Consider the following 22,685-nt stretch of genomic DNA (forward strand, 5'->3'; position numbering starts at 1 on the left):
ATTAAAATATTATGAAAATGTCGGATATGTTAATGGATGATTTTCAACCCAGAGAGGTTGAAAAAACCGATTATAAACACCTGATCATGCAATACCTAAAATTTTGGTATTTGTATGTTCTGGGATTACTTTTTTGCCTTAGCCTTGCTTACCTATATTTACAATACGCAACACCCGAATACCCCATTGGGGCGACTATTCTGATCAACGGCAATAAAAGTTCTGATTTTTCTCAGAATGCAGTCTATTCAGAACTGGAAACCTATCAATCGATTAAAAAAATAGAGGATGAAGCTGAGGTATTGAAATCGGTTAGTTTAATGGCAGAAGCCATAAAAAAACTAGATCTAAATGTTTCTTATTACGTTAAGGACAATTATTTCAGGAATAAAGAAATTTTCGGGTCTCAGGTCCCCATTAAAGTACACCTTGTTAGGTACGACTCTGCGGCATTCTTTGACCAAGAAATGTTGACCAAATTTAAAGTCCATATTCTTGATGAAGAAAACTTTCAACTGGAGAATGAAGAAGAAAAGACTTCCAATCACCAGTTTGGTGAAAAGCTTGCTTTCCCTTTTGGTGAATTTTATATAGAGCAGGTAAAAGAAATCGAATATCCCAGTACGGTCATTATCAATTTCAATAATCCCTATTCGCTTCCTGGTAGTTATAGTGGAAAGTTAGATGTTCTAATTGTCAATAAACTGGCAAGCGTGTTGCGTTTAGGGTTTACGGACCCCGTTCCTCAAAAAGGAATTTTGGTGTTGAACAGTCTCATTGAAGCCTATAACAAAGAGGCCATGCTGAATAAAAATCAAACAGCAAGAAACACCATTGATTTTATTAATGAACAGTTAGATTCTGTCACCAATGATTTGTTGAAAATAGAATCACTTGCAGAAAACTATAAAAAAGAAAATAAAATTACGGAGTTGAGTTCAGATGCTGAACTATATGCTGCAAGCTTTAATGAGGGAAAGGAGCAATTGGCTGAATATTCTGTTCAATTGGACGTTTTATCTTCAATTGAAAACTATTTGATGGATCAACAGGAAGAATATCAGGCTGTTCCAAGTTCTTTTAATATTCAAGATCAAACCCTGAAGTCTTATATCACGCAATTTAATGATTTACACAGGGATAGGGAACGGATGCTACGGACTACTCAGCCAGGCAATCCCCTGGTTTTGGAAAAAGACCAGCAACTGCGCACCGTTCGTAGAAACATATTGGAAAACATAAAAAACATTAAATCCAGTGTAGAGATTGCCCGAAACAATCTTTTGGCAAGGACTACGGAATTAGAGATACAAAGTGGTAAAGTACCTGAAATAGAAAGAAGGTTATTGGAAATAAACAGACAGCAGGCCATCAAACAGGAACATTACCAGTACCTGGTAAAAAAGCGTGAAGAGGCATCTATGTCCCTTGCCGCCACTACTGTAAGCAATTCTCGTATAATTGATCCGGCGATGGCAGGAAATAAGCCTACTAAACCCAACCAAATGCTTATTCTAGGACTAGCATTGATCATGGGGTTTGGAGGCCCACTGGGCCTTGTGTTTATTTATCACCAGCTCAACACCAAAATTAAGATAAAAAAAGATGTGACTTCAAAAACTAACGTTTCCATTTTAGGAGAAGTTTCGCATCATGATGAGAAGGTGCCAATAGCCATTTCTAAAGGCGTGAGGACACCTGTTGCAGAACAGTTCAGGTTGATCCGAACCAATCTTCAATTTGCTTTACCCAATAAGGAGAAAAAAGTGGTGCTTGTTACCTCAAGTACGAGCGGGGAGGGGAAAACTTTCTTTTCCCTAAATCTGGGGGTAAGTATGAGCCTTGCAGACAAAAAAGTGGTAATTTTAGAATTTGATCTGAGAAAACCATTGCTACTGGAATATCTGGGAATGACTGGTGAAATTGGTATTTCTGATTATTTGCAAAATGATTCTCTAGCCATTACTGATTTAATTGTGAAAAGTAAGGCCCTTCCCGAAAACCTGGATATTATTGGATGCGGCACTCTGCCTGATGATCCTTCTGAATTAATGCTTCTACCAAAAGTAGGCTACTTTATTGATGAGTTGCAAGAAATGTATGATATTGTCATTATCGATTCTGCACCAGTTGGGCAGGTTGCAGATGCATTTTCTCTTTCAAAATTTTCCGATATCACCACCTACATCATGAGGTATAATTATACCACAACAGATATGATTGATTTCATGAATGAAAATAAGAAGGAGAAAAAACTCAAAAATCCATTCATTGTACTTAATGATGCCACAACAAAATTGAGTTACGGCTACGATTATTATCAAACAGGGGATATCAAAAAGAAAAAACGTACAGTATATAAAAAGATGGCGAAAAAAATCTAGATCATTTTTATACAGTTATTAAGAAATCTTTTTTGAATGAGTAATCAATTTGCTTCGCTTTATTTATTTATTAATAAAGCAATAAATAAGGGACATAAAAGAAGCGTCAAGGCAAAAAAAAATATCCTGGCTTCTTTTATTATCAAAGGGGGTAGTATTGCGATCGGTTTGATACTTGTTCCATTGACAATTAATTATGTAAACCCAACCAGTTATGGTATCTGGCTTACACTTAGTTCCATGGTGGGTTGGTTTGGGTTTTTTGACATTGGGTTTGGTCATGGCTTAAGGAATAAATTGGCTGAAAGTATTGCAAAGGGGGAATTTGTGCTGGCAAAAAAATACGTCAGTACCACTTATGCCATTCTTAGCTTAATCATAGGTGGTGTATTGGTTTTATTTATTGGGATAAACCCCTTTTTGAATTGGGCCAGTATCTTGAATACTTCCGAAGCTTTGGGTGATGAGCTGGGTGTTGTGGCTCTTATAGTTTTTTCCTTTTTCTGCATGCAGTTTGTGCTTAAGTTGATTACAACGGTATTGACGGCTAACCAGGAACCCGCGAAAGCTTCCCTTTTTAATTTTTTAGGGAGTTTATTTTCTCTTCTGGTCATTTTTATCCTTACAAAAACTACAGAGGGCAATTTGATTTATTTGGGTGCCGCACTGAGTTTCACCCCTGTTTTGGTGTTGACCTGTTCCAGTATTTGGTTTTATACCCAGGATTATAAACGTTATGCACCTTCTTTTCGCCAGGTAGATTTTAGTCTGGCCAAAGATTTAATGTCTCTGGGGGCTAAGTTTTTTGTTATTCAAATAGGGGCACTAGTTCTTTTTAGTACAAACAATGTAATCATTACCCAGCTTTTTGGTCCGGAAGAAGTGACCCCATTTAATATCGCCTTTAAACTTTTCAATATTGTCACAATGGGTTTTGGCATAGTGGTGACTCCGATGTGGAGTGCCTTCACCGATGCATACGTTAGGGAGGAGTACGACTGGATCAGGAATACGCTTGGCAAGATGAGGAAAATCTGGTTTTTGGCCATACTTGGCTCAATAGGCATTCTATTTGCTTCACCTTTCTTATATCGGATTTGGGTTGGCGACTCCGTGGATGTTCCGTTTGAACTTTCAGTTGCCATGTGCCTATATGTAGTTGTGGCCATTTGGCAAACGATGCATGTATTCTTCCTGAATGGAATTGGTAAAATTAAACTACAACTGTATTTGGTCACCTTTACTGCCTTAATAAACATCCCTTTGGCCATATTGTTGGGCAAATGGTTTGGTCTGGTGGGCATAACCATGACAAGTACCTTGATATTTGGTATCATGGGTATTGTATTTTCCATTCAGACACATAAGATTTTAAATAAAACAGCAAAAAATATTTGGAACGAATGAGTTTTTTTAAACCCATATGGAATTTTATATTTAACCTTTATTTCCTAGTTAAAATTTCAGCTAAAAATGAAAAAGTTTATTGGGAGATTCTGGGAAGCAACTTGATCAATAGCAAAATTCATCCTCAGGCCAGGATTTTTAAATACCATGTTTTAAGTTATTCCAGCGTGGATAAAGGGACCTATATTTCCTTAAATGCAAGAATATACAACACTACTATAGGGAAATTTTGCTCCATAGGCCCAAACCTTGTCAGTGGTTGGGGAGTTCATCCTATAGATGGTATATCCACATCTCCTGTTTTTTATTCTACCAATTGTCAGGTGGGTTTCACCTATTGTAAAAAAACCAAAGTTAAAGAGCTAATTCCTGTAACCATTGGGAATGATGTTTTTATTGGGGCCAATGTCACGATCCTTGATGGTGTAAAAATCGGCGACGGTGCAGTTATAGGTGCAGGAGCCGTGGTGAGTAAAGACATTCCCCCTTATGCTGTTGCTGTAGGTTGCCCAATAAAAATCATCAAATACCGGTTTGATGAAAAAACAATTGACTCTTTATTAAAATCTAAATGGTGGGATGGAGATGAAGAGGTCTTGAAAAAAGTTGAAGAAATGTTTTTCGATGTTGAGAAATTTGTAAAAGAGGGTTAAACAAATATGAATAGTATCGAATATTCAGCAAATTATCAAAAATACGTAAACGAGCTTAATTTCAATTATAAGCTTTTCTGGTTTTTTGTACTCGTCTATAGCTTTAGTTCAGGTCTTGGCAGCACATTTATAAATAGCTTATTTATTGTCGAACAGTTTTTTCAATCTTTGGCACTTATTGGATTGTTTTATGCAACTTACAATATTGTTCAATTTAAAGTTAGTAATAAATTTTTAGGCATTACTCTGGTGATTTATTTCTTATGGGCAATTTTCATTACTTTTTACGGTTTTGAATTTACCTATAAGAATACTAAATCCGTTATTTTTGGGGGAGTGTTTAAATATTTTTTTCCAATTTTTCTCTTTTTCCCTAAAAATCTTTTTTTTTATAAAAAGCTATTCGTGGTTATTTTCTTTATGGCTATTGCTTTTATTATATTTAATTTGATATTTTTTGAAGAAGTTACTGCTCATTACGATTCAAATGTAAATGAAAAATTTATTTTTGAAGGATTTACAAGAAATTTTGGTATCCCTTTGGGCTTTTTAATGTTTACTTATATATATCACAGTAAAACAAAGAATATTCTTATTCTTTTAGCGCTTCTTTTGATGCTTGGCATTTCAGCATATCGGGCAAGGAGAGCCATAATGGTGGTATCAATGGTCTATTTCTTTATTTTTATGGTAATCGTATATATCTATGCTAACCGAAAAGTCCTAATGGTCATGATATTTGCTGTGATTTTATTAGTGTCATCTGTTTTTGCTGGGCAGATTTATCAGGAACTCAGGTTTAGTTTTTTTGAAAAAATTGAAGAGCGTAATACAATAAATACACGGGAGGGTGTAGAAGCAGCCTTTTTTCAGGATTTTGAGCTGGAAGACTGGATCATAGGTAGAGGTATTAATGGAAAATATTGGTGTCCCAATATTGACATTAATGATACAACTGGATACAGGACAATGATAGAAACAGACTACCTGAATATGATATTGAAAGGAGGAGGGGTTCTTCTTTTTCTAATTCTATTGATATCAATTCCTGCAGCTTTTAAAGCATTTTTTTATTCAAAAAATTTATTATCAAAAGTTGCTGGGATTTGGATAGTCCTTTGGATTTTAAGTTTATATCCTATGAACGTTTTTTTGTTTTCAGTGAATTATATTTTGTTTTGGATTTGTGTAGGTATTGGATATTCCAAGGATATGCGTTATTTATCTGATGAAACCATTAAAGAAGCATTTAAAAATTAATTTATTTCCAATTATTCATAATGGACTTTCCAAAAATACTTATTTTGATCCAACCCTTTACCAATAACACGGGAGGGGGTATTACCCTGTCCAATTTATTTAAAGGTTGGCCTAAAAACAAACTGGCTGTGGCCAGTTTGCCAGGGTTAATTAATACCAATATAGTTACTGATATTTGCGACACCTACTATCAATTAGGAGAAAAGGAAATGACCTGGAAATTTCCTTTTAATATGATTAAAAGAAAATATACCTCAGGTTTACTTGATTTTCATAATCATTCTGTCCAAGAGATTGTTCCAAAAAAATCCAAACTGAGATCCAGGGTTCTAATCAATTATGTCGAACCTTCTCTCAAGTGGCTAGGTTTAATGGAGACTATTTACAAGCTTGACTTATCTGAGAAATTTTGCAAATGGCTGGATGAATACCAACCTGATATAATATATGCTCAAGCTCATGGAAGAAACAGGGTAAGATTTTGCTCCAGAGTAAAACAATACACCAATAAACCAATGGTTTTTCACATGATGGATGATTGGCCTGAATTTGTAAGAGGTGAAAGTATTTTTGGTAAATATTGGGAAAAGGTCGTGGACAAAGAGTTTAAAAAACTGCTTGAAGTTTCAGATTTACATTTGGGAATTAGTGAGTTAATGGAAGTGGAGTACCTCAGAAGGTATAATATTCAATTTAAAGCTTTCCACAATCCCATAGATTTTGATTTTTGGAAAAAGGGTCAAAAATCAAATTGGCAGATAAATGGTGAATATCCTAAAATTCTATATGCAGGAAGAATGGGACTAGGCATTGAGAAATCTTTGAAACTTCTTGCAGAAGCTATTTCTATAATCAATAAAAAATCAGGCCGTTCTATTCAGTTTATTTTGCAAGTCGCTGAAAAGAAGAAATGGATGAATAAATTTAAATGTATCAAACACCGACCATTTGTTCCTTATGAGCAACTTCCTGAAAAATTTGGAGAGGCTGATATTTTGTACTTGCCTTATGATTTTTCGGAAAAAGCGGTTAAATTTATAAAATATTCAATGCCTACCAAAGCATCTGAGTACATGATTAGTGGGACGCCAATTCTTATTTTTGCTCCTGGAGATACAGCTCTTGTAAATTATGCCGAAAAATATCATTGGGCCAAAGTTGTCAAAGATGAAAATATTGAGGAGTTGGTAAATTCAGTGGAGAAATTACTTGATTGTCCAGAGGAGCGGGAACGTTATGGTAAGTCAGCAATACTTTTAGCAAAGGATAAACATGAGGCATTTAAAGTCAGAAACGATTTCAGAAAAGCATTGATTTCTGTTATAGAATAATAAATTATAATGAAAAATATTTTTTTATATCCAAAGCATAATAAATATTATAAGTCCCCTAATCCATATATTTTTGATTTTCACAGGGAACTTGCTAAAAGGCATAAGATTGTAAATAAAGATGCTTCAGGTTTAGGTATTCTTAACCTTTATATTTACTTTTTTTCGACCGAAATTTTTATATTTAATTGGATAGAAACCTTGCCTCAGAAGATGCTGGGACGTTTTCAAGTGGCAGGATTTGTTCTGTTTTTATGGTTTGTTCGGGTTTTCAAAAAGAAAGTTGTGTGGGTATTGCACAATAAGGGTTCTCATCATCAAAATGACAATAAGTTAGTAAAGAAAGTTTTTGATTTGATGATGAAAAGATCAGATAGGATAATAACTCACTCAGAATCGGGTAAATCTTTCGTCATGGATGCTTATCCAGATCAGGCTAGTAAGGTAATGGTGATTATGCACCCGATTAGGGAGTTGTTTCCGCTGCTTAATGTGCAAAAAACAACAGATTTTTTAATTTGGGGTAGTGTTTACAAATACAAGGGTATCGATAAGTTTTTAAATTTTAATTCAACTTTATCTCTAGATAAGCAATTTAAGGTAAAGATTGCAGGTAAATGTTTTGATCAGAAGTACTTGACTGAAATTGAGAGTCTTGTTAGTGAAAACATTGAATTTTATAATGAGGTTCTCGATTTTGATGAGATATATAGGATTGCCCAGGAATCCAGGTTCATTTTGTTTACTTATAATTCCGATACTGTGATAAGTTCAGGGTCCTTAATAGATTCAATAAGAATGGGGAGTATGATTCTTGGTCCCAATCATGGCGCATTTAAGGATCTAAGTCACCTAAGTTTTGTAAATACGTATGAGGACTTTAATCAGATTCCTGCAATAATTAAAAAAATTGATCAGGCTGCATACAAGCTTGAGTCCGAAAGAAAATATTTTTATGAAGAAAATAATTGGAACAAGTTTATAGAAAAGCTTGATTTTATTCTTTTAAAACTTTAATTGGATTTGATTCTTAATTGGATATTGGCTTAATGATGTTTTTAAATTGAAAAAGCAAGGTGTTATTTTTTACTATTATATGACCTAAATAATTTTTTTGTATTTATTAAATAGATAGGATTAGTTAAAGAAGTGATAAAATTTTCGCTCAATTTTTATTAATTTCCTAATTTTTAATTTATAATTTCAAAGTTTTAATAAACTTATTTATCTTTAATATTTTTCCATATATAACGTTATTTAATGTATTCATTTTCTTTACAATATATTTTTGTAGGTATTTTATTGAACAATTAATTTACTATAAAGGTTATAAATATTTGGGTATATACTTTAAGGGCTATTTATTGAAGCAGGAAATGTCCTGTTGATTTTTGTCACTAATTGAAGGTATTAATTAAATTATTATTAATTAATTATGAGGGTTTTATTGATTAATAGTTATTCCATGGAGAATGCTTACCAGCTTTGGAAAGAAGGGAAGAGTGGTAGTCACCATGTTTGGGGTAAGATTGAGCTTGAAAAATTCAGTCAAATTAATATGGTTATTTTTCCTCATGAAAAATTTAAATGGCTCAACAAGCTTGGAGGCTTGTTTGGGATCACTCATTTGGATCAACAAATTAGAATTTTGTTTTCATCCGCCAAATATGATATATTGTATGCTCCCTATAGTACCCAAAACACCAAATTATTGTTAGTGTTAAAACTATTTAGAATTTACCGGAAACCTATTGTTGTTACCATACATAGTCCTTTTTTAGGTACAAACTATAATAATTCCTGGGTGAAGTGGATTTCAAAAAAATTGTTACTTACGTATGATGCAAGTATTTATTTAAGTGATAATCTAATGAAGCAGGCTATAGAAAAGCTTGGAATTCGAAGTGAAGTTTCCTCTAAAAAGATTTTTACTGCCCAATGGGGCCCTGATCGGGATTTTTATCGTAATTTCAAAGGTAAGAATTCAATGAGTGATACGTACCTTATCAGTGCAGGACATACTTCACGTGACTATGAAACCTTGATTGAAGCCTTTAAGCAATTGGATTATAAACTTAAAATCTTTTGTACTCCCAGATCGATTCCCATTGTGGATGAAATCCCCCATAATGTTACTATTTATCCTGAATTCATCCCTTACAGTGAGCTAATGAATTATTATTTAAATTCAAGTGTGATACTCATACCCTTAAAATATGATTCAAGAAATGAAGGATGCCAGGGGATGACAAGTATTCAGGATGTTGTGGCACTTGGTAAGCCAACGATCATTACAAAAAATAAAAATTTAAATCTTGATGTTGAGAAAGAAGGGTTCGGTATCTTTGTTGATATGGGTGATGTTTCAGGTTGGGTAAATGCTGTCAAAACACTAATGAATGACAAGGCGAAAATGAAGCATATGAGTGAAAATGCAACTGCTGTATACTATAGAAAATTCAATGCAGAAATATTCGGAGCCCGATTGGAAATGGTTTTTTCAAATGTATACAATAGTTTAAAATAGTGAATTGGTATTTTAAAAAGGGTCTTTTAATCTTATATTGGATATTTAAGGAATAATAATTTATATTTGTAATGAAGTGATATTTTATATTAATATTGGATTCTAAATATGGTTTTTGCTATAAATTAACCTTTAGTTATTTAAATTGCCTGATATTTAGTTCGACTAAAAGGTTAATAGATTAGGAAATGATAGGAATCAATTTGAAAGTTAGGTTGTATTTCTATTAGTTAAAGATGATATTAAAGTTTATTATATATATATTGGAGTCATCAACGAGTAGATTATTATTACCTTATTGTAAGGTCTTATTTGAAACTCATGATAATAAATTAAGGTTTAATGAATATTATCTTCTTTTCTTCAAGAAAATTTTGATTATCTAATTTAACGTTAACAATTAATTACTGTTTTAGGTAATAGAAAAATAGGAGTGTTTTTGTATTTAAATTAATTAAGATATTGTTTATTTAATTTGGGGTTTTAACCTATTAGACCACACCATGATATGAAAATGATGTTTTAATCTAAAAAATATTAATGTGAGCATTGTAAAATCAAACTCTGGTAATGAATTATTTCAGCTACCAAATGTGCATTATGAAAATAATTCTGACTATAAATTTGATGATTTAAATGAAGGTTTATTTATCATAAGAATTTTTGCTGAATTGCAAAGTTTGATGCACGACGAGTTTTTTAACTATGAATTTTTTATTTTTTCAAATCATCAAATTGATTCCCTTCCTGAAAGTATTCATTTTAAAAGTAATAAAAAGAAGGTGTTATTTTATTTTTCTGATGAATTTGGAAAAGATCCTAGTCCTTACTCAAATCATTATTTCGCAATTTTTAAGGCATATATCGGCGATAGTTTTGATGTTAAGAATGTTTTTCCAATTCAAATAGGATATGTAAAAGATGTTCCTAGTTTCTTACCCGTAAAGCCGATCTCAAAACGAAAATATAACATATTCTTTAGGGGTAACTTAAATAAAAATAGAATAGACCTTTATAGAAACCTTTCTCCACTTAAATTTCTGATACCTTCTAAAAATATTTTACATGCGGAACTTTATCGAAAAATTCTTTTGAGGTTAAAGGATGATTTCAGTAAATATTATGTAAATTCTATTATTATTTTCAATAGTTCTTTCAAGTCTGGCTTTTCTACCGAAAAATACGGTAAAATACTATCCGAAAGCAAAATAGTGCTTTGTCCAAAAGGTTATGATATGACCGAGTGCTTTAGGCATTTTGAAGCTATGAGAGCTGGCTGTGTAATTATATCCGAAAAGCTACCCAATACAGAGTTTTATAAAGGCTCACCAATTATTGAAGTTGATAACTGGAAGGAAGGACTCTCAATTTCAAAGAAACTTTTAAATGATCCTGCTCAGTTGCAAGAAATCCAGGATAAAATGCTTGTATGGTGGGAAAATAAATGTTCGGAAAAGGCTACGGCCCTTTATGTGAAGGAAAAAATTGAATCTATTTTAAGTTGAGTGATGACCAAAAGTAGGAAGATAAGGGTATTATTAGTGAATTCATATTCCTTCGATCCGATTTTTATAAACTGGCAAAATGGTGAAAACCCCAGTCATTTTTTAATGGGTAAGATTGAATTGGAGGAATCGGGTGATTTTGTGGTTGATATATTGGAACATCAGAAATTTGTTTGGTTGAATAAGGTGGGCAATATTTTACAAATCCCCTATTTGGATCAACAAATAAGGGCCTTATTTAGGGTTAGAAATTATGATTTACTCTATTTTCCTTACCCCTTGGCAAACTGCCGATTGATTTCTCTTTTTAAATGGATTGGATTGCTTTCTACCCCTGTGGTGGTTTTGGGGCATCAGGGATTTCTTTTTTATGATGACAAAAAATCTCTCTTAGGCAAAATTTTTAAAAAGAGTTTCCAACAGTTTGATCATTATGCTTTCTTTAGCAAACGGCTCCTTGAAAAGACAAGAGTTGATTTGGGTTTTTCAATGGACTACGCATCGAAGCACTTTCATCATGTTCATTGGGGGCCTGACCGTAAATTTTACCGGTCGCTAAACCATTCCGATTTGGAACCTTCACCTCCCTTTGCCATTAGTGCAGGAACAGTAGACCGCGATTACGATATGTTGATCGATGCTTTTTCTCAGATCAAGCAACCATTAAAAATATTCTGTACTCCAAAGGGAGTTTCCTCCACCAAAATATTACCTGTTAATGTTACTGTGGATAATTCCTGGGTTCCCTATCCCCAATTGTTAAAGGAATACATGGCGTCCAGTTTTATTATAATTCCAATCCGTGAGGATATTAAGAATAGGGGGAATACTTTTGGCCTTACTGTCCTTAATGATTGCATAGCTCTTGGTAAACCTGTTTTAATGACCTACCATCCCTATATTGATATAGATATTGAAAAGGAAAATATTGGGCTTTGGGTGAGAGACAATACTGTTAAAGGATGGACCCAGGCCTTGAATAAAATGTTTGGTCTAAGTGACCAATTTCATAAAATGGGTGAGAGCGCCCGTGACCTATATTTTAAAAAGTATAATTCCGGGGTCTTTAGCAATGAATTGGCTGAAATATTTAAAAAGGCACTCTAAATTGCTATTATTCTATTTATCATGAATTTACTTTAATATAATTTTATAGTATATGACCATATTACATCTGTCCTTTGATTTTCCAGATATAATCCACTCTAGTAAAACTAAGGCGGTAAAAAATTTGGTAAATTCTCAAGAAAAATATGATAATTTGGTCATTTCCATGAATCGTACAACGGATCCGTCAGCTGATTATAGTCCCCTTTTTACAGATTCTTGTATTGCCATGAGGGTTTTTGGCATGCCTTTTGGTATTGGTTTAACGACTTGGATGTACTTTGCCAGTAAAAGGGTGTTGAGGATTCTTCGTTCTAATCCACAAGAAGTAACTTTGATCCATGCGCATAAACTTTCATTTGAAGGTATTATAGCGTTTTGGTTATCTAAATGGCTTTCTGTCCCCTTTATAGTCACCATAAGGGGGGACTCCGATCTTAAAGTCATCAAATCAAAAAAAATGTTACGGCCTTTCTATAAGAAAATTTTAAAGAAGGCATCAAACGTAGTTTTTTTGGCCCCTTGGACAAAAGTGCAGATGGATTATTATTTAAAGGGATTAGATCTGAAGAATACTGGTATTTTACTTCCCAATATTATTGACCTTAAACAACATATTATTCCTGAAAATGTGAAGAGAAAGAATCGGTTCATTTCAGTATTCAGGCTAGATAATTATAGAAGAAAAAATGTAAAGCGGGTCATTAAAGCTTTTGACAGATTGCATCAAAATTATCCAGAAGTGGGATTGGATATTTTGGGTCCAGGACCTGAAAAGTCCAGGCGGATTATTCAAAAATTTATTGATTCATGTAAATACCCATTAAAATTTAATATCCTTGGTCCCATGGGACATGATGAGTTATTAAACCATTATGGAAATTATATGGGGTTTGTTTTGCCAAGTAATCCGGAAACCTTTGGTATGGTTTTCATTGAAGCACTTAATGCGGGTTTGCCAATAATATATGCAAAAAATGCAGGGGTGGATGGGTTGTTTGATGAGACTAAAATTGGGATAAAAGTGAAAAGTACCTCGGTAAAAGAAATTTCTGATGCTCTGAAACACATTTACCTGGAAAACCAGGACTATATGAAAGCTGTACAAACGCTGAAAGAGAACAATGGATTAAAGGTTTTTTCCAAGATAAACATCCGGAATGCTTATGTTGATATATTAGATAAGAGTATTTATTGATTTTTAATTTACATATATGTAAATGTTAAGGCTTAGTTAAATTATTTTAAAAATTAATTTATTGGGAATGAACACAATTCAAAAGCTCTATTCAAAAGTATTACCTATGAAAAATGTCAAACGAATCCAAATTTGTAATGTTCCTGTAGACGCGCTTACCATGGAGCAGACCATTGAGCTGATAGATAAAAGCATTGAGAGGAAAGAAAGTTTGCATCATGTCGTCGTGAATGCTGCAAAATTGGTAAATGCTCAGAAAGACTTGGAATTGAGGGCTTCCATCGTGGATTGCGACATTATTAATGCTGATGGTCAATCCATTGTTTGGGCGGCTCGATATTTAAAAGAATACCTACCGGAAAGAGTTGCGGGAATTGACCTGATGGAAAATTTGGTAGGCCTGGCTCACAAGAAGAAGTATAAAGTATTTTTTCTCGGAGCAAAAGAAGAAGTAGTAGCCAAGGTTGTACAAATTTATGGGAAGAAATACAATCAAGACATTATTGCAGGGTTTAGAAATGGCTATTTCGGGAAGGAAGAAGAGCTGGAAATCGCTCATCAAATCAGGGATTCAAGTCCTGATATTTTATTTGTTGCCATGAGTTCTCCAAAAAAGGAAATTTTCTTGAATAAATACAAAGATGAAATGCAAGTCCCTTTCATTATGGGTGTGGGCGGTAGTTTTGATGTGGTTTCAGGAAAAATTAAGAGGGCTCCTGTCTGGATGCAGGATATTGGATTAGAATGGTTTTTTCGCACCTTGCAGGAACCAGGGAGAATGTGGAAAAGGTATCTAACCACAAATATTGCGTTCGTCACATTATTATTTAGGGAAAGAAGGAAATTAAGTAAAAGGAGATAGTTAATAAATTGGTACGCTCGTCACGACTTTTACAGGCTTGGGATTGTTATTTTCAAGTGTTCTTGATTTTTGGAAAATCTCATCCATCTTTGAAACTTCCAATGGAAGTAAAAGCCAAACCTTTTTGCTTTAATCGGAATATTTCTTTAATTTTTTGTAATTGGTGTTGAAATATAACGCTAACTAATTCCCGATGATTTTTTAATGTAATTGTCCTTCATATTTAGCTTTTCAAAAAGGAGAATCTTCAAAGGTTAGTATTTAAGAACAAAAATACTTTTTTAATGAAAAATATTTAAATGGAAAGCTGAATCTATTATATTTACGAGTCTTAACGAATTTTCTAATGAAATAAATGCCTACTTCCAGAAAAAGTTTTGGATGGATTTAGTTTCCCACCACAAAATCTAAGTCAACCAAAATTTTTTTTCTGTTTTGAAAGACTAACGAAATATTCTATGCTTCTGAATTTAAATTCATTAATTCCTGAATAGTACTCCTTTTAAGAATTAAGTCTCTGCTAGGGACGAGAAAATTTTCATGGGTAGATTTGGACTAAATATCTAATGATAGTGTTTGTTAACATCCTTTGGTCCTAAATTTGCTTTAAATTAATGAAAAAGTAGTTTAAGAAATACATTATGCTTTGCCTGATGGCTACTGCACTTAGATCAGTAATAATCAAATTTTAAAAATAAATTCAATATTCGAAGAAGGCGCTAAGTAAAAATTCAAATTAATTTTTCTAATTTAATTCAATTCAAATTACCCAATCCTTAATGGTAAATCATGTTTTATAATCAATTTATTTTGACGAAGTCAAGGTCATTTGCCCCAAATTGGTCAGATGAAAGTTGGAACAAAGAGAATATTGGAGATTTTTTTCTTTTTTGTCATCCGGAATTGAACTTGACCAAGAAAGAAACAGAAAAGTCAAGTATTTTTTTATTGGGTTATGTTCATGATTGGGAGTTTCCAGAACAGTCTAATGAAAGAATCATAGCGGGTTTGGATATTGATGTATCGATTATTGATTTAATTTATCAACTCTCAAAATTCTCAGGTGATTTTGTTATCATTTATCAGACTGATGGTGAAATTTTTCTTTTTAATGATGCTTGTGGCCAAAAGGAGGTTTATTACGATGTGAATTATCAAAATTTTGGATCTCAACCAAAATTACTTGCTGAAGTGGTTGACTTGGTGCCCTATGAAGATGAAGACAGCATTAATTTTTTTAAATCCATTGAATTTTCCAAAAAAAAGCATTTTGTAAATGAATCTACACATGTTAAAAATGTAAAACATTTACTTCCAAACCACTACCTTGATTTAAATGCAAAAAATACGGTTCGGTTTTTCCCTTTATTTCCCAGAGAGGAAAGGCCATTGAAGGAGGTAGCTCAAAAGGCTGCAGTTATGATAAAAGGCTATTTGAAATCTATAGCTTATCGAAATGATCTCGCTTTAGCTGTTACCGGAGGTTTCGACAGCAGAACACTTTTTTTGGCAAGTCTGGAGGTTAAAGAGAAATGTAAATATTATGTTTTTAAACATAAAAACATGGATCATAATCATTATGACATTGTATTTCCAAAAAAAATAACTGCTATTTATCAACAAGAACTACATGTTATAGAGGAAGAAACAATTGGATCCGTCGAGGATACCACAAATTTTAGTCAAAGTGTTGATTTTCCATCTACCAATACGATCAGCGCAGATGCATTTAAGGGCCGTGTTTATATAAACGGGAACATTTACGAGATAGCCAGGAACTCATTTGGTTATCAAAAAAATGCCACTGCAGCTGATTTAGCATTTAAAATAGGCTTCAATAAACTTAAATTTCCTATAAAAGAATACGAACGCTGGTTAAAGGATAAGCCGGGCTTTGAAAAGCAGGGATACCATTACTTAGATTTGTTGTATTGGGAAGAGCGAATGGGTATTTGGTTAAGTAAAGGTAGAACAGAAATGAACGCAATGGGTAAAACCGTAAAATCCCCATTTAATTCAAGGGCACTTATTGAACTGCTTCTTAGTGTAAAAAGAAAGGATAGGGATGTTCATTTTAATAATTTACAAAAGGAAATTATTCGTATTCTTTCAGACAATAATGCAGAAATTATGGCCATGCCGGTCAACCCTACTTTAAAAAGGAAAGTTTTTTCAATATTGAAGAAACTTTACCTCTATAATTTAGTGCGATACATAGCAATCAAAGCCAGGATATTTTAATTTTTGATGTAGAACAAAAAAAAAGACAGGGTTTAGTCCCTGCCTTTTTTGTTTAAATTTCAACTGTACTCTGCGCTTTATGGATTAACAATTAGCCTTTGTCTGCCAATAATGCTTTGATCTTTTGAAACGCTAATTAAGTATACTCCTTGAGAAATATTGTTTAAAGGAATTGTAAATTTATTTGGAGATGATGTTGATCTGATCCAGTCCAAATCGTAGTAACTGACCAATTGTCCACTCATATTGTGTATTAAAATCCTTCCCTGACCTATTTCTTCACCCAATTGCAGAATAGCCTTATCCTTTGCCGGGTTAGGGTAGATTTTAATATCATTTTCAATAGCCTCTTCCACATAAAGATCCATTTCCTTATACCCACGGCCAATCATTTCTTTATAACCTCTACCAAACATTTCCCTGTATCCCCTTAGGTTTGCACCTGCTATTCCACTTTTAGCTCCTGTTCCGACGATGGCTATACCTGAAATACTCGCTCTGTTTTCTTTGGCTATCATTTTCAGATTCAAAATACCGTCAGTTACTTCAATATCTTCAAAAGCCAGGATAGTGGGGGCATTGGCATTTTCCGCATAAATATCAAATCCTGCTTTTACCATTTTATCCTCCAATACAATGTCGAAAACCCTTCTTCCGGTATTTGCAGATGGACCCATCAGGCCAAACCAAAGTTCATTGTGCATGGTCAGTACGGTGTATTTTCCATTTGGAACCGGGATTGCATATTGTAGATTTTCGCCGTTTCTTTCGGTTTGGAAGATCCTTTCCTGGGATGCCTGGCTATTTTCAAAGCGGTAGGAGGTTGAATTATAGTAGGACTTGTTACCTTCCTCTGCAATGAAGATGTCTCCGGAAAGGATTTCATCTGTTTTGCCTCCAGTGTTTAATAGGAAAACATGGTTGGTTTCCTCTGCTTCCTGTATTTCACCTGTTTCTTTGAATATTTCAATTGCTGATATAGTAGCCCTGTTCTTACTAGCAACCATATCTAGGTTCAATACCCCATCATTTACCTGAATTTTCTCGAAACTCAGGATCGTTTCCTGATTGTTGTTTTCTACAAAAAGATCAAAATCATCTTTTACGAGTTTGTTTTCAATAGACAGGTCAAACACCCTGTTGCCTGCTTTTTGGGCTGGTCCGACTTTTCCAAAATAAAGTTCATTGTGATATGTCTTTACCGTGTAAACCCCATTTTCTACTGGAATGCTGTACTTTAACACAAGTGCATTTCGTTCATGTTGGAACAGCTTTTCTTCACTGGCCTGGCTATTGCTGTAGGTGTATGATGTGCTGAAATAATTCAGGTTATAATCTGGTTTGAAGTTTTCTCCACCATAGCTTACCGATTGGTTATATCCCGTTTTTAATCTCAATACCGGAACCAAATCATTTTCGGCAACTATGGACAAGCCACAAATGGAAGCCCTGTTACTGGATGCCACCATATTTAAATCCAGTTTCCCATCATTCACTTGTACTGTAGTAAAAGTCAATATTGTAGGCTTATTGTTATTTTCGAGGTATGGGTCAAAATTATTTTTCACCTGTTTCCCCTCCAATTCAATATCAAACACCCTTCTCCCTGCCATTGCAGATGGACCACCTTGTCCAAAATAAAGTTCGTTATGGTATGTTTTTACTGTATAGGTGCCATTCGGAACATCCAATGAGATGGCGAATTCCTCACCATTTCTTTCAGTTTGAAACAAGGCTTCACTAAATTTGGTATTGGAATAAGTATAGGTTTTACCAGTGATACTGCTGGTTACTACCTGTTCTCCAAGAAATGAATTTTCCTGATATGAAACTTCTTTTTGTGTACCCAAATTCACGAAAAGACTGAACCCTGAATCTGGATTTGTGTTGTTTTCAGCAGGTTCGGAAGGTCCATTGGGGGAGGTTGAAATGTCATCAGCAATATTTTCTATAGTCACTTGTACAGGGGAAGAAATCCCAATCGCCATATCATTGTCTACGGCTTGCAAGAATAGGCTATAAGTTCCTGCAGCAGTGGATTTCCAGCTAAATTCATAAGGACTTGATTCTGAAGAGGCTTCGATCTTATCATTTACCATCAAATTTACCTGAGTCACAGAACCATCAAGGTCTATAGCAGATGCTTTTATCTGGATTTCTTCTCCAGCCTTAAGGATTAAATCATCAAGCGGATCAATGAAATTAACTATTGGTAAAACATTTTCTTTTTTCACCTGAATAGCTACGCTATCCGAAAAGACCGTTCTTCCGTAAATGTCAACTGCTTCAGCATAAATATAATGAGTTCCATAGGGAATACTTTTCCAGATACTGGCCAAAGGAGTATCCTCTTCGGTGGAAATCAGTTTTTCGCAATAATAGTAATTTACCCTTTCCACATCCAACTCTCTGCCCTCATCTACAGCCAGCGTGATGGGAAGGTCATCTCCCTCAATCATACCTGAACCATATTCGGGAATGATCACTCTTGCCTCCTGTATAGGTTCAGGCTGGGAAATGTTTTTATCAGAAGTTTTGATTAAAATGATTGATCGGAAAGGAGCCACTTTTACACTTCCTGAATAGGGCTTGTTATTCATATCAACATATTCTCCTGAAAGGCTAATGGATTTCTCAGTATTCTTATCGTTATAGGCAAAGAAAATCATCTCTTCAGGATCAGTCAAACGTAGATCCGCTTCATGAACGCTTAGATTATCTATTTGAAAATCTGCGCTACTAACATTGGTAAAATTAAATAAGAGAACAGTCTCATCGGATGAAGAAGCAGGACTCAATAAAATTTCATATTCATTTCTTTCGTTGCTGAATTCCACCGCACTGACTGCACTGATGATGTTATGGGGAGAATATTTTTGTCTGAAATATGTTTTTCCAGCAAAATTCTTATTGCCGATACCGCTGAACTTTATCAAATAATTTTTTCCCTTTTCAACTTTTCCTATTCTAACATTTAATTCAAAGTTTCCGGAACCGATCACACGAAGCGCTCCACCATCCAGTTTAGACTGGCTAGCCCAATAAGTTTTGGAATTTTTTGTGGTCACGTAGTTGGCATCTTTGTCAAATCCCTCATTATCGTATTTGTTGCTTCCTAATAAATTATTTACTTCATAGGATGGGATATTAATAGGGTGGATTTTTGATCCTGCATCCATCCCATATAGGTTTTTCCAACCTTCCAGATCCAATACTTTGGTAACATCATAACTGGTTCCCATGTTGTACCTATTAATGATCCGGTAATTATCAGTCAGGGGACTTGCATACACATTATTAGAAAACGCCCCCATTTTACCGATATCATTTTTGATGGAGCTAATATTCAGGTTATTCTGCTCACTATTTTGGGAGAAAAATATATTGTTTTCTATTGTGTTATTGCTGATATCAGCACCCATCTCGTCGTTTCTAAAGAATAACTGATAAGTGCTGTTATAGACTGTATTGTGGTGAATATTGTTATGACGTGCATTGTGCAGGTAAATGCCTTTGCTTGAGACATTGGCAACTGTATTATAGGCCACTTCCACTCCAGTGGTGTTGTCGTCAAGATAAATACCTTCTGATTGGGGTTTGGCCAAAGCAGACCTGATATTGGTTCCCTCGACTACTCCATGTCCATTTAAAATGATGTTCCCAATTACTTTCCTATTGTAATAAGTCTCGTTTCCGGAGCCAGTGTACACATATATCCCACCGCCATCATTCTTGGTCTTATTAAAATGGTTTATAAAATTATTTTTTACGAGACTATTATTTCCGCCAAATCGAATGCCTACATAACCGGAATTGATGACCTGGTTGTTTTCAATCCGGCTATTGTCATTCGAGGAGAAAATACCGAACCCATTACCATCTCCGGATTTGCCCATTCCAGGATATAACTGAATGTTTTGGATCAGGTTATTTTTAATCACAGGATCGTCACAGGATTTTAAATCTAATCCTGAATTATGGATATTTGTTATTTCATTGTTGTCTAAAAGCAGTTGGTCGTTTCCTTCTGCAAAGATCCCATTTACTCCGGCAAACTCTACTTTTGAATTTTTCAAACTTACATTTCTTCCATTGGAAAGGGAAATCGCATCTTTATTGGCTCCCCGAAAGTGTAGGTTTTCAACGATTACATGATCTACCCTTTTCACCTGCGTTAATAACAAGTCTAAAGTGGCTACCTGTACTGTATTTCCAAATGGAGATTCATTTCCGAAATAAACATTTATTTTGGCATTTTTTTCATCGTAGTACCATTCGCCTTTCTGATCCAGAGTTTTGATGTGGTTTTGGATAAAATAACCAAAGTCCGCTTTTGGTTGATAGTTGGTTTCGCTGTTCGAAGCATATGTTATGGTACTTCCGGAATGGGAGGTGATTTTATGGCGATCCAAGATCCAATAGATTTTTCGAATAACCACTTCGGCACCGGTCCAGTTTGGCCATGAGCTAAGCTCTTTGTCTGTAATGCTGTTCCAGGAAGTAGATTCATAATTCAAGTATCCCTTGTTGCTGCTGTTGCTATTTGGATATCTACCCATTTCGATATCCTGATCATTGATCACCACCATATTTGTTTTTTGGGCCTTAAGTCCGCTTTGCACAGACTCATATATTCCATTGCCCAGGGATTTCCAATTTTTTATATCCACAAGACCGGTTATTATGGGTCTTTCTCCATTTCCATAAGCACCAATTACAATAGGATTACCTGATATACCCGAATTGCTCATTACAATGGTACCAAAAAATGCTTCTCCCCTTCTAAATAATACCTTATCTCCGGGTTTTAAAGATGGGAAAATTGCGTTTAATTTTTCGATAGATTTCCAGGGAGTATCCGGGTTTTGCGCTTGGGCAAAACTTCTGGAATCGTTTCCGGATTGCTGTGAAAAATAGTAACTAGCTCCATGGCTGACGGCAGGAACCGCAGCGGTCACCAGGAGCAGTAGCATGATTGAAATTAGTTTTTTCATCGTAATAGCATTTAAAAGTTTTGAATCAATTAGAGTTTTTGGTGCTTTTGCTGTCTTGATATTTTTAGAGAGAATATTCATTTTGTTTAATCTTTTCTGGTTTATAAAGTCTTAATTTGGTATTTCAGCCTTTACAATTAAATTTTTTGAATTTCATATATATCAAAATGATATTCTTTAAATACATCTTATTTTGATAATAAAGGGTATAATATTCTTAATACCAAATTTTATTTTTAACAACACGTGGTAAGAGGGGATCGAAAAATTGTATAATTTCTTTATGTGATTTCAATTGTGTTTTTGGAATTATTTTTATTGCCGATAATCCAGAAATGAGGTGTTGAAAAAAAAATGATTTTTTTAAGGCATTTTTGGAAACCTCATTATTTTGGAAGGAATTAGAGCGGATGGACGATGAAACTTGAAAAAATGGTTTCAGTCTTTACTGGTGCTGCTCCGCTCTGAGCGGTTCCCATCCCGTCCCACGATTAAAAATACCAGATTCGACCAACTGATGGCCTATATTTAAAAAGTAAACCATGCGCACGACCATTCTGGCTTCACCTTTCTCTATCATTACAGGGATTACAGCTTACAGTTATACCCAGCTTATGGAACGCTTTAACCGTAAATATGCCAGGATCAGAAGTTCCATGAAGCTTGACCATGAGCCCGGAAAAGAAATTTTTATTGATTATGCCGGTACCAAGATGCATATTGTCGACAGGGAAACCGGAGAAGAAAAGCCCGCGGAAGTTTTTCTGGCCACGGAGCCCTATAGTATCCAAGCTTAGGTAAAGGCTACTATGAGCCAGAAAAAGGAAAACTTGATGCCGATCCTGAACCATACTTTGGCACTTTACGTCGGGGCTCCCAAAACAATCGTACCGGACAACCTTAAATCGGTCGTTAACCATGCCAGCAAATATGAACCTGATATCAACCGTTAACTGAAGGAATCCTCCTATCACTTCAATTGTGTTATCAATCCCACAACAGCTTATTCAACACAAAATATGACGCTGGTAGAGAACTCCGGACAACTGGTCTACTTGAGGATATACCATCCAATAAAGGAGACGACCTTCATCTTTTTAAGAAGCTGAACAAGGAGATCCACAAACCATTGGATGGCTTCAAATACCTGCTTTTCTAAGGCAAGGGGGCTAGTAGAAAGGAGCTTTTTCAATCAGTGGAGAGTGTTTACCTGAAA

15 protein-coding genes are annotated in these 22,685 nt (G+C 34.5%); 13 read left to right on the plus strand and 2 right to left on the minus strand.

Features of this window, described 5'->3' with window-relative positions; translation table 11 throughout:
* The first annotated feature begins 17 nt into the window (after nucleotides 1-17).
* From G9Q97_RS01815 to G9Q97_RS01870, 12 genes are all read left to right on the plus strand, one after another.
* A complete protein-coding gene (locus G9Q97_RS01815) occupies nucleotides 18-2,384 on the plus strand; it encodes a GumC family protein (protein WP_166142539.1) in 2,367 nt (788 codons plus the stop codon).
* 36 nt (nucleotides 2,385-2,420) lie between these two features.
* On the plus strand, nucleotides 2,421-3,791 hold the full coding sequence (locus G9Q97_RS01820) for a lipopolysaccharide biosynthesis protein (RefSeq protein WP_166142541.1): 1,371 nt from the start codon (nucleotides 2,421-2,423) through the stop codon (nucleotides 3,789-3,791).
* A complete protein-coding gene (locus G9Q97_RS25265) occupies nucleotides 3,788-4,444 on the plus strand; it encodes a CatB-related O-acetyltransferase (protein WP_166142543.1) in 657 nt (218 codons plus the stop codon). The genes G9Q97_RS01820 and G9Q97_RS25265 overlap by 4 nt, the downstream gene beginning before the upstream one ends.
* Before the next feature lie 6 nt (nucleotides 4,445-4,450).
* Nucleotides 4,451-5,704, plus strand: coding sequence for a hypothetical protein (locus G9Q97_RS01830; RefSeq protein WP_166142545.1), 1,254 nt, complete (start codon nucleotides 4,451-4,453; stop codon nucleotides 5,702-5,704).
* A gap of 20 nt (nucleotides 5,705-5,724) precedes the next feature.
* Entirely contained in the window at nucleotides 5,725-7,035 is a 1,311-nt protein-coding gene (locus G9Q97_RS01835; protein WP_166142547.1) for a glycosyltransferase, read from the plus strand.
* 9 nt (nucleotides 7,036-7,044) lie between these two features.
* Entirely contained in the window at nucleotides 7,045-8,052 is a 1,008-nt protein-coding gene (locus tag G9Q97_RS01840; RefSeq protein ID WP_166142549.1) for a glycosyltransferase family 4 protein, read from the plus strand.
* Between the two features lie 448 nt (nucleotides 8,053-8,500).
* A complete protein-coding gene (locus G9Q97_RS01845; RefSeq protein ID WP_166142551.1) occupies nucleotides 8,501-9,562 on the plus strand; it encodes a glycosyltransferase in 1,062 nt (353 codons plus the stop codon).
* Between the two features lie 542 nt (nucleotides 9,563-10,104).
* Complete coding sequence (locus G9Q97_RS01850; RefSeq protein WP_222851891.1) at nucleotides 10,105-11,067, plus strand: glycosyltransferase family 47 protein; 963 nt, start codon at nucleotides 10,105-10,107, stop codon at nucleotides 11,065-11,067.
* A gap of 105 nt (nucleotides 11,068-11,172) precedes the next feature.
* Nucleotides 11,173-12,174: a glycosyltransferase gene (locus G9Q97_RS01855; protein WP_166142553.1), complete on the plus strand. Its 1,002-nt coding sequence runs from the start codon at nucleotides 11,173-11,175 to the stop codon at nucleotides 12,172-12,174.
* 52 nt (nucleotides 12,175-12,226) lie between these two features.
* Complete coding sequence (locus tag G9Q97_RS01860; RefSeq protein WP_166142555.1) at nucleotides 12,227-13,372, plus strand: glycosyltransferase; 1,146 nt, start codon at nucleotides 12,227-12,229, stop codon at nucleotides 13,370-13,372.
* A 106-nt stretch (nucleotides 13,373-13,478) separates the two neighbouring features.
* Nucleotides 13,479-14,234 carry a WecB/TagA/CpsF family glycosyltransferase gene (locus G9Q97_RS01865; protein ID WP_166142557.1) on the plus strand — a complete coding sequence of 252 codons (756 nt, stop codon included), beginning with the start codon at nucleotides 13,479-13,481 and terminating at the stop codon, nucleotides 14,232-14,234.
* Nucleotides 14,235-15,023: 789 nt separating this feature from the next.
* Nucleotides 15,024-16,475 carry a hypothetical protein gene (locus tag G9Q97_RS01870; RefSeq protein WP_166142559.1) on the plus strand — a complete coding sequence of 484 codons (1,452 nt, stop codon included), beginning with the start codon at nucleotides 15,024-15,026 and terminating at the stop codon, nucleotides 16,473-16,475.
* A 77-nt stretch (nucleotides 16,476-16,552) separates the two neighbouring features.
* Here the strand turns inward: G9Q97_RS01870 and G9Q97_RS01875 are convergent, their stop codons facing one another.
* On the minus strand, nucleotides 16,553-21,469 hold the full coding sequence (locus G9Q97_RS01875) for a malectin domain-containing carbohydrate-binding protein (RefSeq protein ID WP_166142561.1): 4,917 nt from the start codon (nucleotides 21,467-21,469) through the stop codon (nucleotides 16,553-16,555).
* A gap of 542 nt (nucleotides 21,470-22,011) precedes the next feature.
* Between G9Q97_RS01875 and G9Q97_RS01880 the strand changes: the two genes are divergently transcribed.
* Nucleotides 22,012-22,266: a hypothetical protein gene (locus G9Q97_RS01880; RefSeq protein ID WP_166142563.1), complete on the plus strand. Its 255-nt coding sequence runs from the start codon at nucleotides 22,012-22,014 to the stop codon at nucleotides 22,264-22,266.
* A gap of 254 nt (nucleotides 22,267-22,520) precedes the next feature.
* On the opposite strand, the gene G9Q97_RS01885 is transcribed toward G9Q97_RS01880, so the two are convergent.
* Entirely contained in the window at nucleotides 22,521-22,661 is a 141-nt protein-coding gene (locus tag G9Q97_RS01885) for a hypothetical protein (RefSeq protein ID WP_166142565.1), read from the minus strand.
* Nucleotides 22,662-22,685 lie beyond the last annotated feature (24 nt).

This window comes from Cyclobacterium plantarum (genome assembly GCF_011290685.1).
In the GTDB taxonomy this organism is placed as follows: Bacteria; Bacteroidota; Bacteroidia; order Cytophagales; family Cyclobacteriaceae; genus Cyclobacterium; species Cyclobacterium plantarum.